Raw genomic sequence first — 14,199 nt, 5'->3', positions numbered from 1 at the left:
AATTTTAGGTAGTATAGCGATTTCCGTTAAGTGACTCGAGGGATCCGGCGGGCTCGCGTGCGGTGCCGGTCGAGAAGGAGGGCGGCGATGGGCAGAGTCGACGGCAAGGTGGCGCTGATCAGCGGAGCCGCCAGGGGTCAGGGCCGATCGCATGCGCAGCTGCTCGCCGCTGAAGGTGCCGACATCATCGCCGTCGACATCTGCGAGGACATCGAGACGAACGAGTATCCGCTCGCGAGGCCGGAGGACCTCGACGAGACCGTGCGGTTGGTGGAGAAGGAAGGCAGGCGGGTTCACGCCGAGATCGCCGACGTCCGCGACCGCGTGGCGCTTTCTGCCGCGATCGACCGCGGCGTCACCGACTTCGGAAAGCTCGACATCGTCGTCGCCAACGCGGGCATCTGCCCGCTGACCGCCGGACTGCCGCCGCAGGCGTTCGTCGACGCCGTGGATGTCGACCTCGTCGGGGTCATGAACCTGGTGCACGCCAGCATGAAGCATCTGACCGCGGGCGCGTCCATCATCGCGACCGGTTCGGTCGCCGCGTTCATGGCCACCGCGGTCAACACCGCGGGAATGGACGGTGGTCCCGGTGGGGCGGGCTACGCGTTCGCCAAACAGGTTGTCGCACACTACGTCAACGATCTCGCGAATGCGCTCGGCCGCGAGCAGATCCGAGTCAATGCCATTCATCCGACCAACGTGAACACCGACATGCTGCACAGTCCGCCGATGTATCGCGCGTTCCGGCCCGACCTGCAGAACCCGACCCGCGAGGACGCGGAAGTCGTCTTCCCGGTGATCCAGGGCTTCCCGATTCCGTACGTCGAGCCCGAAGACATCAGTGAGGCGGTTTTGTTTCTCGCCAGCGACGCGGCGCGCTACGTGACCGGACAACAGTTGCGCGTTGACGCCGGAGGCTTCCTCAAGATCAAGCCGTGGGCAGGCGTTTAGGGGGGCGGACATGGCCAGAGGAATCATCTACCTGGAAACCAGGCCGGTGTCACCGGACCGCGAGGACGACTATCACAAGTGGTACAACGACACTCACCTCGCTGAGATCTGTTCGGTCGACGGCATCATCTCCGCTCGCCGGTTCGCACCGACCAACGGCGAGGGACCGTTCATCGCCATCTACGAACTCGAGTGCGACGACCTCGACGCGGTCGTCGATCGCCTCGGCGAGCTCGGCAGGAGCGGCAAGATGTCGTCGTTGGAACTGCTCAACATGGAGACGCCTCCGGTTCCGAAGGTCTACCGCGAGATCGGGTCATACCCGAAATGACCCCGTCGCCCGCGACCAAGAAACGCATCTATGAGTTGATGGTCTTGATGAAGGCCGCCGACGACCGGCTGTCGAAGGGCATCGGCACCGGGGAGTTCATGTGTGTGTACTGGCCGTCGCGGGGGCAGGAGGCCATCGCCGCGGCGATGGGTGTGACCCTGCGCGATGACGACCAGCTGGTGACCACCTATCGCGGACTACACGATCTGATCGGCAAAGGCGTTCCGCTGGAGGAGATCTACGGCGAGATGATGGGCCGCACCGTGGGCGCCAGCCGCGGCAAGGGCGGCACCATGCACATCGCCAAACCGGACAAGGGCGTGATGCTGTCGACGGGCATCGTCGGCGCGGGCCCGCCGGTCGGCGTCGGGCTCGCGATGTCCGCCAAGCGCAAGGGGTTGGACCGGGTCACGGTGGTCAGCTTCGGCGACGGCGCGACTAACACCGGATCGTTTCACGAGGCGGCGAACATGGCCGCGCTGTGGGACCTTCCGATCGTCTTTCTCTGCCAGAACAATCTGTACGCCGAGATGACCCCCACCGCCGACACCATGAAACTCGAGCAGGTCGCCGACCGGGCGGCCGGCTACGGAATGCCCGGCGTCCGCGTCGACGGCAACGATCCGCTGGCGGTCGTCGACGCGCTCGCCGAGGCGATTGGCAAGGCGCGCAGCGGCGCTGGGCCGACCTTCATCGAATGTGTGACGTTCCGTTTTCGCGGTCACTACTTCGGCGATCGGATGCCGTATATCCCGAAAGAGCAGCTGGAGGCGGCGATGGCCGCCGATCCGGTGCCCGCGTTCCGCCGCAGCCTCATCGACGGCGGCGTGGCCTCCGATGACGAGCTCAATGGCATCGACGAGGGTGCATTGACCGCGGTCGAGGAGGCGTTGCGTAAGGTCCTCGCCGCGCCGCCGCCGAACCTCGACGAGCTCGAAAAGGACGTGTACGCCACCCCGATCAAGTTCCCCGTCTGAGGAAGGCCATGGACGAGAAAGAAATGTCGATGCGCGAAGCGCTCAACCTCGCGCTCGATCAGGCGATGGCCGCCGACGACCGGGTCTTTCTGCTCGGCGAGGACATCGCCGATCCCGGCGCTTCCGGCCCCACCGCCGGGCTGTCGACGAAGTACGGCCACGACCGCGTGCTGGACACTCCGATCTCCGAAGCGGCCATCGTCGGCGCTGCGATCGGCGCCGCGATCGACGGGATGCTGCCGGTAGCCGAGATCATGATCATGGACTTCATCGGTATCGCCGCCGACCAGCTGATCAACAACGCCGCCAAGCTGCGATTCATGACCGCGGGCCGCACGACCGCGCCCATTACCGTGCGCACCCAGGTCTACGGCGGTCTGGCGACAGGTGCGACGCACTCGCAGACGCTGGAAGCCTGGTTCATGCACATCCCGGGAATGAAGGTGATCGTGCCGTCCACCCCCCGCGACGGTAAGGGCCTGTTGGCGTCGGCGATCTTCGACGAGGATCCGTGCCTGTTCGTCGAGACGATCCGGCTGCAAGCCCAGAAGGGTTTGGTGCCAACCGATCCCGGCTTCCGGATCCCGCTCGGCCAGGCCGACGTCAAGCGCCCCGGCTCGGACGTCACGCTGATCAGCTACGGCCGCAGTGTGCTGGAGTCGCTCGCCGCCGCGAAGACACTGGAGGAACAGGGCATCAGCGCGGAAGTCATCGACCTGCGCACGCTTGTGCCGCTCGACGTGGACACCATGGTCGAGTCGGTGCGACGCACCGGGCGCGCGGTGGTCGTGCACGACGCCGTCCAATTCGCGGGGCCCGGCGCCGAGATCGTTGCCGTCCTGCAGGCCGAATGCTTCGGTGATCTCGCCGCTCCGATCGAACGTGTGGCGGCGAGGTTCATACCGACTCCGGCCGCGGCAGCCCTGGAAGCCCAGATCTATCCGTCGGCGGCGCGCATCGTCGACGCCACACAGCGTGCGTTCGACAGGGCGGATGCCGGTGGCTGACTTCATCATCCGCATTCCGCGGGTTTCTGTCGCCGTCTCGGAGGCCGAACTGACCGAATTCCTGGTCCAAGCGGGCGAGCATGTGCAGGAGGGCACCCCGATCTACACGATCGCCACGGAGAAGGTGGAACAGGAAATCGAAGCCGGCGCGTCGGGCACCGTGCAGTGGACGGGCACGGTCGGGACCACCTACGACATCGGCGCCGAAATCGGCGTCATCACGTCATAACCAAGGAGGACGACGGATGGATCTCAACGAGACCCGCGAAAGAATCATCTACCAGAAGGATGGGCCTATCGCGAAGATCACGTTGAACTGGCCTGAGAAGGCAAACGCGCAAGACCAGAAGCTCGCCGAGGAGGTCGACGCGGCGCTGCTGGACGCGGATCGGGATTACGACATCAAGGTGCTGGTTCTCAAGGCCAACGGCAAGGGGTTCTGCTCGGGACATGCCATCGGCGACAACGCGACCGACTACCCGGCGTTCGTGGAGAACGCCATGGTCACCGGGCACCCATGGAAGGCGCAGTCGGATTTGTTCGTCAAGCCGACGCTGAACCTGTGGGAGTTCTCCAAACCGACCATCGCGCAGGTGCACGGCTACTGCGTGGGCGGCGGCACACATATGGGGCTGACCACCGACATCGTGATCGCTTCTGATGATGCGTACTTCTCCTACCCACCACTGCAGGGCTTCGGTATGCCGTCGGGCGAATGTTCCATCGAGCCATGGGTGTTCATGAACTGGCGCCGCGCCGCCTACTATCTCTTCACCGCCGAGGTGATCGACGCCAAGAAGGCCCTCGAAGTGGGCCTCGTCAACGAGGTGGTCAAGCGCGAGGATCTCGACGCGCGCGTCGACGCGATCGCCCGTCACATTGCGCAAGCCCCGTTGACGACGCTGATGCTCACCAAGGCCAATCTCAAGCGGGCGTGGGAGCTGATGGGCATGCGGGTGCACTGGCAGAGCTCCAACGACCTCGTTGCGCTAGCATCGATCAGCAAAGACGTGCAGGAACTGATCCAGCGGGTGTTCAAGGACAAGGTGCTGCCGTCCGAGATGGCCAAGCGCCAAGCGGCCGCGTCCGCATCCGAGAATGGTTCTGCCACGTAGGTGAACGTCGCAGACCACGCGGACGGAAATCCGGGCGCACCCGCCCTGATCGTCGCCGACGGCCCGACGATCACCTACGGCGAGTTGTACGGACGGAGTCAGCGCGTCGCGGCCCTGCTGCACTCGGCGGGGTTGCGACGTGGTGACGGCGTCGCCCTGGTGCTACCGAATCGCCCCGAGTTCTTCGAGATCACCTGGGGCTGCCAACTTTCCGGCCTGTACTACAGCGCGGTGAACACCCACTTCACGCCGCACGACGTGGCCTACGTTGTCGACGACTCCGACGCCAAGGCCGTATTCATCGACGCGTCGATGGCAGAACTCGGGAGCCGGATCGCCGAAGTCAACGGCGGTGTCGAGGTCCACATCGTCGTCGGCGGAGCACTAGCGGGGTGGCGGCGGTACGAGAACGTCCTGGCCGAGACCGGCGCTGCACCCGAGATCTCGGACGGATCGGAGATGCTCTACTCGTCGGGAACCACCGGGCGACCCAAGGCTGTTCGGCGACCGTTACCCGAGGACGGTCAGGGTTCGTGGGCACAGAAGGTGCTGGAGTACTCGCTCGGCCAGCGGTACGACATGACACCTGAGAGCGTGTACCTCTCGCCTGCTCCGCTCTACCACGCCGCGGGAATCAACTACACGATGGCCGTGCACCGGGTCGGGGCCGCCTCGGTCATGATGGCGAAGTTCGACGCCGAAACCGTGTTGCGGATGATCGCAGAGCATCGCGTCACGCACGCGCAGTTCGTGCCGACCATGTTCGTGCGAATGCTCAAGCTGCCCGCGGCCGTGCGCGAGAAGTATGACGTGTCGAGCCTGCGGTGCGTCATCCACGCGGCGGCGCCGTGCCCGGTCGACGTCAAACGTCGAATGATGGACTGGTTCGGCCCTATCATCCACGAATATTACGGAGGCACGGAGGGATTCGCGGGCACGATCATCGGCCCCGACGAGTGGCTCGCGCATCCGGGTTCCGTCGGCAAGCCCTTCAGCCCGGTGCACGTCGTCGGCGAGGACGGCGCCGAACTGCCTGCAGGGGAGCCCGGCGAGTTGTACTTCGAGGGCGGCCCGGCGTTCGAGTACTTCAAGGACCCCGCGAAGACGGCATCGGTGTCCAACGACCGCGGCTGGCGCTCGCTGGGAGACATGGGTTACGTCGACAAGGACGGCTACCTGTACCTCACCGACCGCTCCACGTTCATGATCGTCTCGGGCGGTGTCAACATCTATCCGCAGGAGGCCGAGAACCTTCTCGTCATGCATCCGAAGCTTGTCGACGCGGCGGTGTTCGGGGTACCGAACGACGAATTCGGCGAGGAGGTCAAGGCCGTCGTGCAACCGGTCGACGGGGTGGCCACCGGACCCGATCTGGAGGCCGAACTCATCGAGTACTGCCGTGCGAACCTCGCCAACTACAAATGCCCCCGCACCGTCGAATTCGATGCCGAACTGCCGAGGGACCCGAACGGAAAGCTCTACAAGCGGCGTATCCGCGACCGCTACTGGCAGGGCCGCGAATCCCGCATACTGTGATTCTCTTTCGCCCAAACCGACACTTGGGCGAAAAAGTGCGGGTAGATCGCGCCATTTCGTCGATCTGGGCGCCGTGCTGCCGGGCGTCGGTACGCTCGGGCGGTGGCGGAGACGTCTTACGCATCCTGCGGCGATCTCAGTCTGGCGTACCAGGTGGTGGGCGACGGGCCTGTCGAGTTGGTCGTCGCCGGGCCGTTCGCCAGCCACGTCGAGCTGTTCTGGACCCAACCCGAGTTCAAGGCGTTCTTCGATCAGCTCCGCACCTTCTGTCGCATTGCGCTCTTCGACAAGGCCGGTGTCGGGCTGTCGGACCCGGTCCCGCAAGTCCGTAACCTCGATGATCGGGCGGCCGAGATCGAGGCCGTCATGGACGCCGCCGGGTTTTCCAGTGCCGCGATCCTCGCGCTCAGCGAGGGCGGACCGGCCGCGATCGTCTTTGCCGCTACCCGACCGCATCGGACGCGCGCATTGATCCTGGCCAGCACGTTCGCCTATGTGGGAGCGGCCGGCTGGGACGAAGTCCGCCGCGACCCGGGCGAGCTTCGGGCCCGCTTCCTGTCCGAGCTGGGTGAGCAATACACGCCCTCAATCGAGCAGATCGCGCGCCTGCAGAAGCTTGCCGAGTCCGTCCGCTCGGAGTGGGGCAGCGGCGCCGCGCTCAAGCTACTGATTCCGTCAGTCCGGTCAACCCGTCAGCTGGGCATGTTGGAGCGCATGAGTGCGAGCCCCGGGATGGCGCGCGCGACACTCGAAGCGATGTTCCGGATCGACGTCCGGTCGATCCTGCCGACAATCAGCATGCCCACGCTCGTGATCCATGCCCGTAACGACGTCGGCATTCCGCTGAAGGCGGGTGGTCGATACCTGGCCGACCACATTCCCGGCGCGCAGATGCTCGAGGTGGACGGCACCGACCACGCGCCCTGGTTCACCGACCCCGATGCGATTCTGAACCGGATCGAGGAGTTCCTCACGGGTAGCCATGCGGCACCATCGCAGTCGCATCGCGCCCTGCGCACTGTCTTGTTCACCGACATGGTTGAGTCGACGCAACGCGCCGCGGATTCAGGCGATGAGCGCTGGCGGGCCGTCCTGGTGCGTCTCGGCGAAATCACGGCCGATCTCGTCGAACGATTCGGCGGCGCGGTGGTGAAGAGCACCGGGGACGGCCACCTCGTCACGTTCGACGGCCCGACGCAGGCTATCCGCTGCGCCGAGGCACTGCGCGATGACGCCGAGAAGCTGGGAATCGAGATCCGCCAAGGCATCCACACGGGTGAATGCGAATTGCTGGAGGCCGACATCGGGGGGATAGCCGTGCACATCGCCGCGCGGATTCTCGGCCAGGCCGGCCCAGGCGAAATCCTCGTGTCGAGCACGGTTCGGGATCTGGTTGTCGGATCGGGTACGGGTTTCAAGGATCGCGGCATAGTCGATTTGCGTGGCGTGCCCGGAACGTGGGAGCTCCTGGCGGTCGATCGGGCGGGTGCACACACCGGATCGCCCGAGGCGGAACTTGCGTCAACGCCCACCCCCGGCCCGCGGACGGCAATGCGACGGTCCGACTGTGCCGTCGAGGTGGTGGCCAGGCGGGCGCCGTGGATGCTTCGCGGCATGGCTCGTCTGACTCGGAACGAGATCACAGCCCGAAATCGATGACGCCGCGGATGATCTCGCCGTTGAGCTGATCGCGGTAACCCTCGTTGATGTCGTCGAGCCGGTAGCGCCGGGTGATCATCTCGTCGAGCTGCAATAGACCCGCCTCGTAGAGCTTGGCGAATCTCGCGACGTCGACCCGCGGATTGCACGAGCCGAGCACCGTACCCACCAGGCTCTTGTTCCACAGGATGAACTCCTGCAGGTTGATCGCGATGGAGTTCGTCGTGGTGGCCGTCATGCCGGTCAGCACACAGGTCCCACCCTTGCGTGTCAGGCTCAGGGCGGCCTGCACGTCGTCTCCGGTGATCAACGACGGTGACACCACGACGCTGTCGGCCATCACACCGTGCGTCAGGTCGCGGACCAGCTCGGCGGCTTCTTCGGTATTCGAAACACTGTGTGTGGCACCGAATCCCAGGGCTGACTTCTGCTTGAACTCGACCGGGTCGACGGCGATGATCTGCGCGGCGCCGTTGATGCGCGCACCTTGCAGCGCGCCGGTACCGATGCCGCCGACGCCGATGACGACGACCGTGTCGCCCGTCTTGACCTTCGCCCTGTTCTCCGCGGAGCCGTAGCCGGTCGGAATCCCGCACGACAACAGGGCCATCGGCAACAACGGCAGATGCGAGTCGATCTTGACGATCGAGTCCGTGGACACCACAGTGTGTTTCGAGAATGCGCCGACCTTCGACAAGTGGCCGAGGTTGCGGCCGTCGGCGGTGTGATGGCGGAAGGTGCCGTCGGTCGGCATTCCGGGGATCATCACCTGCGCACCCATGTCGCAGATGTACTCCATACCCGAGCTGCACCACCGACACGTGCCGCACACCGCGACGAAGGACGTCACCACGTGATCGCCCGGCCCGAACTCGGTGACGCCCTCACCCACGTCGAGCACCACGCCTGCGCCTTCGTGGCCGCCGATCATCGGGAACATGCCCGGAAGTCCGTAGGACTCCATCACCTCATTGGGCACAGACATGTCGCCGTTGCGGATGTGCTCGTCGGAGTGGCACAGCCCGGCGGCGGCCATCTCGACGAGCACCTCACCGGCCTTCGGCGGATCAAGCTCGAACTCCTCGACCGACCACTGCTGACCCATGTCGTGCAGGATGGCCGCGCGAGTCTTCATGCGATGGACCGGAAGGTCACCGGCAAGTGCTTCGGCGAGCGAAAGGGCATACCGACGATCTTGGCGTCCTCGTCCTCGAGGAGCTGCAGATCGGTCACTCGATCAAAGAGGCTGTTGAGCATCGCCGTCGTCTCCACCCTGGCCAGGTGCATGCCGAGGCAGCTGTGGATGCCGCCCGCGAACGAGATGTGCGCGCGGCGCGGTCGGTGGATGTCGAACACATCCGGATTCTCCCAACGCTTTTCGTCGCGGTTGGCCGAACCCATACAGAGCGTGATCGACGCGCCCTCTGGGATCGTCATACCGTGCATCTCGACATCGCGAGTCGTGTTGCGCGCCACCAGGACCAGCGGCGTCTCGAAGCGGATCCCCTCCTCGATCGCTGCGGGAATGAGGTCGCGGTCTCGCTGCACCGCCGCGAGCTGTTCAGGGTGGGTGAGGAGCAAGTAGAGCAGATTCCCCGACGATCGGTAGGTGGTCTCCAATCCGGCCGGCAGCAGCAGGCGCAGAAACGAGATGATTGCTTCGTCGCTGAGTTTCTCGCCGTCGACCTCTGCGGCCACCAGATCGCCGATGACATCCTTGGTCATCGCGCTGCGGCGCTGGTCCACCTGCTCTTGAAAGTAGGTGCCCAGCTCGACCGACGCGTTCAGTCCTGCCTCGATGTCCTGGGTGATCGAAATCAGGTCCAGCGACAGCCGCCGGAACATCTCCAGATCCTCCTGCGGCAGGCCGAGCAGTGCAGCGGTCACGCGGGTCGGGAACTCGAACGTCACCGCCTTGACCAGATCGACTTCCCCCGCGTGCTTGAACTCATCGACGAGCTGATCGCAGATCGGGTCGATCACCTCGGGTTCCCAAGCCGCCAGCGTGCTCTGCTTGAACGCCTTGCTCACCAGGCTGCGGTGGTCGTGATGCTGCTTGCCCGCCATGCCGAGAATCGTCGGCCCAAAGACCAGTCCGATTGTCTGGTTGTACATCTCCGAGGCGAACACTGTGTCCTCGCGGAAGGCAGTGAAGACACTCTCGAAGTCGAACAGCGTCCAGTTTTCCGGATTCTTCAGCTCTTCCGGCATCAGGTCGCTCTCCATGAGCGTCCCGCGCCAAACCGGCGCTGTCTTGCGCATGTGTTGGAAGAAGCCGTAAGGGTCGGTCTCGATGTCGGGGGCTGGCTGGTCGTGCGGTTCCGTGCTGAGCGTCACAGTGCCTCCAGACAGCAGCGTCTAGCTAGTCGTTCGCTCTATCTTTACTATTTTAGTATTCTAGGTCAAGGAAATCTGAAGGGGACGTAGATGCAGCGCCGTCCGGTGTGTGCGATCGAGGACCTGCCTCCCGGAACGATGAAGCTGGTCGAGGCGGGCGCATTCGGCGTGGGCGTCTACAACATCGACGGCTCGCTGTACGCGATCGCCAATTACTGCTCGCACGAAGGCGCACCGCTGTGCGCCGGTTACGTGGGCGGCACCACGGAGTTCGCGCCGGACGCACCGGGCGGGGTGCGGTACGTGCGCGAAGGGCAGATCGCGCGCTGCCCGTGGCACAACTGGGAGTTCGACATCACTACGGGTGCGAACCTCGCTGACCCGAGCAAGCGGGTCCGCACGTACGAGGTGGATGTGGCCGAGGGGCAGGTGTATCTCACCGCATGAGCGAAGCTTGCGAGCGAATCAACGGGACAGAATGCGCCGGCGGAGCCTGCGAGGTCGGCGCATGAGTGTCATCGACGCCAATGTGCAGCCGAATTTCCGCTACAACGCCGAGATCCGGCGCTACATCTCGCCCGCACACAAGCTGCGGGCCATTCCGGATGTCGAACTGCAGTGGTACCAGGCGCCCGGCGGCGACTACCGCCGGGACCTGTACGGCGACGGGTATCCGGGCTCGGATCCCGACACCGTGACCCGCCACTTGTTCGCGGAGGGTGGCGTCGACTACGCGATCCTCAATCCGCCGACGCGTGGCAACATCGCCGACTACCTGCTCAACAGCCGGATCTGTGCGGCGGTCAACGACTGGTTGATCGACCGCTGGCTCGAACCCGACGCCACCAACCGCTTCTACGGCACGATCCGGGTGAACCCCGAGGACGTGAACGGTGCGGTCGCCGAGATCGAACGGCTGGCCGGCCATCCTAAGATGGTGCAGGTCGGTGTTCCGCTGCAGTCGCGCGAGCCCTACGGCAAGCCGGTGTTCGAGCCGATCTGGGAAGCCGCCGCCGCCCACGGGTTGCCGGTCGCGGTCCACATCAACGGGGGCAACGGCGTCGACTACGCGCCGACGTTCGCGGGCCACGCCTTCACCTACCCCGGGTATGCGGCGTTCATGCCGCTGAACTCCTTCGTCCATCTCGCGACGCTGATCATCGAGGGCGTTTTCGGCAGGCATCCCGATCTGCGATTCGTCTTCGCCGACGGCGGCTACGACCTACTCACCCCGTTGATGTGGCGGCTCGACACGTTCTGGATGTCGATGCGCGACCAGACGCCGTGGGTCGACAGATATCCGAGCGAGTACCTGCCCGACCACGTGCGCTACTGCACCTCCGCCCTCGACGGGCCGACGGACGAGAGGCAGGCCGAGCGGTGGATGGACTTCACCGACAAGGCGGACCTGTTGATGTACGGGTCCGCCTACCCGCACTGGTCGGCAACCGGTCCGGCCGCCGCCGCAGCGGGACTGTCAGCCGGCAAGCGGGAAAAGCTGTTGTGGCGCAATGGAAGCGACCTCTACGGGATCGCGGCCACTCTGGAAGGAAGCTTCACATGACGATCGTCGAACGCGTTGACGAAGCTGTCGGCAAGGACATCGCGGTGACCATCGTCGACACCGATGTGCACCCGCTGCCGGTGTCGGCGGAGGTGCTGAAGTCCTATGCGCCGCCGGAGTGGAAGGACAAGCTCTGGCCGACGGGCAACGCCGTATCGCCGCTGTCGTACTTCTACGACACGCCCGATGCGTACAAGACGAGTTCGCTGCGCGTCGACGCGTCACCGCCCAGCGGGGGCGCCGCAGGCAGCGATCCGGACTTCGCCGCCCAGCAACTGCTCGTCGAAGCCGGGGTCAGCATCGCGGTGCTGGAGCCGATGTGCGATGCGCAGCTGCCGCAGGCCGAGCACGTGCTCAAGTCGACCTACAACGACTGGTTGGCCGACGTGTGGCTCGGCGACAACAACTGGCACGGACGCTGGCGCGGCGCTGTCAGCGTGACCGCGCAGGACCCGATCCAGGCTGCGCGGGAGATCGAGCGGTGGGCGGGCCATCCCTATATGGCCGAGGTGCTGATCACGCCACAGACCCGCGGAATACCCTTCGGCAGCCCGCATTTCGACCCGATGTACGAGGCTGCGTCGCGTAACGGACTGCCGGTCGCGACCCACCTGATGGGGCAGACGCCGTACGAGTTGATACCGATATTCCCCGTCGGCAACCCCGCGCACTGGCACGACTTCTTCGCCGCCTGGCCGCTGCTCTACGTCTCACATCTCATGAGCCTGGTGTTCGACGGCGCATTCGACCGGCACCCCGACCTGAGGGTGGTGTTCGTCGAGGGCGGCTTCACCTGGGCGATGGGAGTGATGTCGCGAATGGACCGGATCTGGGAGCACCGCAAGTCCGATCTCCCGCATGTGCGGCGCAAGCCGTCCGACTATGTCCGCGAGCACGTGCGGTTCACCACCCAACCGCTCGAGGAGGTCAACGTCACGGAGTACCGCGAGTACATCGAGATGATGGACCTCGGCGACAACATCATGTTCTCGACGGATTATCCGCATTGGAGCTACGACGCACCGGACTGGGCGATCCGCCGGTTTCCCGCCGATCAGCGCGAGCGAATCATGCGCGGGAATGCGACCGCGCTTTACGGGCTTCCGTCGATGGTCAAGTCGCTTTAGCGATTTCGGCGCGCTGACGTGCGCTCAGCGTCGGTTAGCGCGCCGAAATCACTTGGTGCGGGCCGCGCGACGCTCGGCGCCGAGAGGCACGATCGGCGCCCGCGCTGACGGACCGCGCGTGATTGCGTGCAGCCTGATCTCCGGGATGTCGACCGACGGGTCGAGGGTGTCCAGCCAGGCGACGGCGTCGGCGACGTCGCTAGCGCGGATCGCCCACATCTCGAACGGAACATCCTGCAACATCTCGGTTTCCACCGGCCCCGGTGTCACGATGTGGACGTTGATGCCGTCGCGGTCGACCTCCTGTGCCAGCGCGCCGGCGAACGCGTTCATGCCCGCCTTCGACGCGGAGTACGCCGTCCTGGCCATCATCGGTTCGTGCGCGGCCGACGACGAGATGAACACGAACCGCGAACCCGACTTCATCCGCGGTAGCGCCGTCGAAGTGACGACGAAACAGGAGTCGAGGTTGGCTGCCATGGTCTCTCGCCACTGCTCGAAAGTCTGCTTGCGGGCATAAGTCCCGCCGAGCACCCCCGAGGCGTGCACGAGCAGGTCGATATCTCCCGCCGCCTCGACCGCGGGCACGAACTTCTCCGGATCGCTGGCATCGGCGACGGCGTAACGCGCACCCATCTCGGTGGCGGCGGCGCGCAGTGGCTCCTCGCGCCGGGCGGTCAGCACGACGTCGTAGCCGAGTTCAGCGAGCTTGCGTCCGCATTCCTTGCCGATACCGCCGCTGCCACCGGTGATCAACGCCGTACGCACACAGCACCTTTCAGCGCTGGCGGCGGGCGAGCGCCTGAGGCGACAGGGCCACGATCCGCTGCTCGGGATCGCCTGCGCTGAAGTAGGTCTGCGTGTCAGCGATGTGGCGGGCGGCGATCTTGCGCGCGCGATCGGCGTCACCGGCTTCGATCGCATCCGTCAGTTTGGTGTGGATAGACAATGCGATGCGGCGCTTGCTCATCGACGGATACTCGCCGCGTGCGGCGGTTTCCTTGGCCCACATGTTCAGGTGGCCGGACCACAGCGTCTCGAGGCTGCCGACCACGGCGATCATCGTGTGATTTCCGCAGCCCCGAATGATCTCATCGTGGAACTGGCCGCCGATCTCGGTGAACTTCGCGCCGTCCTCGATGTGCTCGGCCATCAAGTCATTGATCTCTTTGAGCCTGGGCACCAGCGTCTCCACGCGATCCGGTCGCTTCGCGGCGAGCGCGGTACACATGGGGTCGAGCTCCTGTAACGCGGTTGCGAGGTCGGCCAGCGGCACGGTGTCGCTCTGCAGCAGCAGACCCAGCATGTAGGCGGCGCTCGCCTTGGCCGGAGCGTGCACCACAGCGCCGCCGCGGTTACCACGGCGCACCGAGACCAGGCCCTCTGTCTCGAGGATTCGCAGGGCTTCCCGCAGCGACACCAGGCTGACGTTGAACTGCTCGACGAGCACTTCCTGGCGCGGCAGTAGGTCGCCGTCGGACAGCTCTCCGTCGATGATCTGACGACGGAGCTCGTCGGCGACGATCTCGGCCGTCCTGCGGGCCCCCAGCCGGCGCCGCGCTTCAGGGCCGATTCCCAGTGTTGTCATTGCA

At 65.2% G+C, this 14,199-nt stretch carries 15 protein-coding genes; 11 read left to right on the top strand and 4 right to left on the bottom strand.

Annotated elements, in window-relative coordinates; genetic code table 11:
• Positions 1–87 precede the first annotated feature (87 nt).
• From C6A82_RS19005 to C6A82_RS18970, 8 genes are all read left to right on the top strand, one after another.
• Entirely contained in the window at positions 88–954 is an 867-nt protein-coding gene (locus tag C6A82_RS19005) for a mycofactocin-coupled SDR family oxidoreductase (RefSeq protein ID WP_105349405.1), read from the top strand.
• A gap of 10 nt (positions 955–964) precedes the next feature.
• The gene (locus C6A82_RS19000; RefSeq protein ID WP_105349406.1) at positions 965–1,285 is read left to right on the top strand and encodes a DUF4286 family protein; all 321 of its coding nucleotides are present in this window, start codon (positions 965–967) and stop codon (positions 1,283–1,285) included.
• The gene (locus tag C6A82_RS18995) at positions 1,282–2,262 is read left to right on the top strand and encodes a thiamine pyrophosphate-dependent dehydrogenase E1 component subunit alpha (protein ID WP_105349407.1); all 981 of its coding nucleotides are present in this window, start codon (positions 1,282–1,284) and stop codon (positions 2,260–2,262) included. The genes C6A82_RS19000 and C6A82_RS18995 overlap by 4 nt, the downstream gene beginning before the upstream one ends.
• An 8-nt stretch (positions 2,263–2,270) precedes the next feature.
• Positions 2,271–3,269 (top strand): alpha-ketoacid dehydrogenase subunit beta, encoded by a 999-nt coding sequence (locus C6A82_RS18990; RefSeq protein WP_105349408.1) that lies wholly within the window; start codon positions 2,271–2,273, stop codon positions 3,267–3,269.
• Complete coding sequence (locus C6A82_RS18985; RefSeq protein ID WP_105349433.1) at positions 3,262–3,498, top strand: biotin/lipoyl-containing protein; 237 nt, start codon at positions 3,262–3,264, stop codon at positions 3,496–3,498. Before C6A82_RS18990 ends, C6A82_RS18985 begins: the two co-directional genes overlap by 8 nt.
• 16 nt (positions 3,499–3,514) lie before the next feature.
• A complete protein-coding gene (locus C6A82_RS18980; RefSeq protein WP_105349409.1) occupies positions 3,515–4,384 on the top strand; it encodes an enoyl-CoA hydratase-related protein in 870 nt (289 codons plus the stop codon).
• Entirely contained in the window at positions 4,385–5,920 is a 1,536-nt protein-coding gene (locus C6A82_RS18975) for an acyl-CoA synthetase (RefSeq protein ID WP_105349410.1), read from the top strand.
• 102 nt (positions 5,921–6,022) lie between these two features.
• Positions 6,023–7,579 carry an adenylate/guanylate cyclase domain-containing protein gene (locus C6A82_RS18970; protein ID WP_105349411.1) on the top strand — a complete coding sequence of 519 codons (1,557 nt, stop codon included), beginning with the start codon at positions 6,023–6,025 and terminating at the stop codon, positions 7,577–7,579.
• Here the strand turns inward: C6A82_RS18970 and C6A82_RS18965 are convergent.
• Positions 7,560–8,714 carry an NDMA-dependent alcohol dehydrogenase gene (locus C6A82_RS18965; protein ID WP_105349412.1) on the bottom strand — a complete coding sequence of 385 codons (1,155 nt, stop codon included), beginning with the start codon at positions 8,712–8,714 and terminating at the stop codon, positions 7,560–7,562. The two genes, C6A82_RS18970 and C6A82_RS18965, sit on opposite strands and share 20 nt — an antisense overlap.
• Positions 8,711–9,916, bottom strand: coding sequence for a cytochrome P450 (locus tag C6A82_RS18960; RefSeq protein WP_105349413.1), 1,206 nt, complete (start codon positions 9,914–9,916; stop codon positions 8,711–8,713). Before C6A82_RS18960 ends, C6A82_RS18965 begins: the two co-directional genes overlap by 4 nt.
• 90 nt (positions 9,917–10,006) lie before the next feature.
• Between C6A82_RS18960 and C6A82_RS18955 the strand changes: the two genes are divergently transcribed.
• The 3 genes from C6A82_RS18955 (at position 10,007) to C6A82_RS18945 (ending at position 12,607) form a co-directional block, all read left to right on the top strand.
• Positions 10,007–10,363, top strand: coding sequence for a Rieske (2Fe-2S) protein (locus tag C6A82_RS18955; protein WP_105349414.1), 357 nt, complete (start codon positions 10,007–10,009; stop codon positions 10,361–10,363).
• Positions 10,364–10,424: 61 nt separating this feature from the next.
• On the top strand, positions 10,425–11,480 hold the full coding sequence (locus C6A82_RS18950) for an amidohydrolase family protein (RefSeq protein WP_105349415.1): 1,056 nt from the start codon (positions 10,425–10,427) through the stop codon (positions 11,478–11,480).
• Positions 11,477–12,607, top strand: a complete 1,131-nt coding sequence (locus C6A82_RS18945) for an amidohydrolase family protein (protein ID WP_105349416.1) — start codon at positions 11,477–11,479, stop codon at positions 12,605–12,607. The genes C6A82_RS18950 and C6A82_RS18945 overlap by 4 nt, the downstream gene beginning before the upstream one ends.
• 48 nt (positions 12,608–12,655) lie before the next feature.
• On the opposite strand, the gene C6A82_RS18940 is transcribed toward C6A82_RS18945, so the two are convergent.
• Positions 12,656–13,375, bottom strand: coding sequence for an SDR family oxidoreductase (locus C6A82_RS18940; protein ID WP_105349417.1), 720 nt, complete (start codon positions 13,373–13,375; stop codon positions 12,656–12,658).
• Between the two features lie 10 nt (positions 13,376–13,385).
• A complete protein-coding gene (locus tag C6A82_RS18935; RefSeq protein ID WP_105349418.1) occupies positions 13,386–14,195 on the bottom strand; it encodes a FadR/GntR family transcriptional regulator in 810 nt (269 codons plus the stop codon).
• Positions 14,196–14,199: the final 4 nt, after the last annotated feature.

It is taken from the genome of Mycobacterium sp. ITM-2016-00318 (genome assembly GCF_002968285.2).
Taxonomy (GTDB): domain Bacteria; phylum Actinomycetota; class Actinomycetes; order Mycobacteriales; family Mycobacteriaceae; genus Mycobacterium.
Note: the sequence above shows the minus strand (reverse complement) of the source record. Positions and strands in the feature narration are given on the sequence as shown.

Bases quoted from the DNA above. Each gene is read 5' to 3' on its own strand.
- C6A82_RS19005 (WP_105349405.1), top strand. From the start codon at position 88: ATGGGCAGAGTCGACGGCAAGGTGGCGCTGATCAGCGGAGCCGCCAGG.
- C6A82_RS19000 (WP_105349406.1), top strand. From the start codon at position 965: ATGGCCAGAGGAATCATCTACCTGGAAACCAGGCCGGTGTCACCGGAC.
- C6A82_RS18995 (WP_105349407.1), top strand. From the start codon at position 1,282: ATGACCCCGTCGCCCGCGACCAAGAAACGCATCTATGAGTTGATGGTC.
- C6A82_RS18990 (WP_105349408.1), top strand. From the start codon at position 2,271: ATGGACGAGAAAGAAATGTCGATGCGCGAAGCGCTCAACCTCGCGCTC.
- C6A82_RS18980 (WP_105349409.1), top strand. From the start codon at position 3,515: ATGGATCTCAACGAGACCCGCGAAAGAATCATCTACCAGAAGGATGGG.
- C6A82_RS18965 (WP_105349412.1), bottom strand. From the start codon at position 8,714: ATGAAGACTCGCGCGGCCATCCTGCACGACATGGGTCAGCAGTGGTCG.
- C6A82_RS18955 (WP_105349414.1), top strand. From the start codon at position 10,007: ATGCAGCGCCGTCCGGTGTGTGCGATCGAGGACCTGCCTCCCGGAACG.
- C6A82_RS18950 (WP_105349415.1), top strand. From the start codon at position 10,425: ATGAGTGTCATCGACGCCAATGTGCAGCCGAATTTCCGCTACAACGCC.
- C6A82_RS18945 (WP_105349416.1), top strand. From the start codon at position 11,477: ATGACGATCGTCGAACGCGTTGACGAAGCTGTCGGCAAGGACATCGCG.
- C6A82_RS18935 (WP_105349418.1), bottom strand. From the start codon at position 14,195: ATGACAACACTGGGAATCGGCCCTGAAGCGCGGCGCCGGCTGGGGGCC.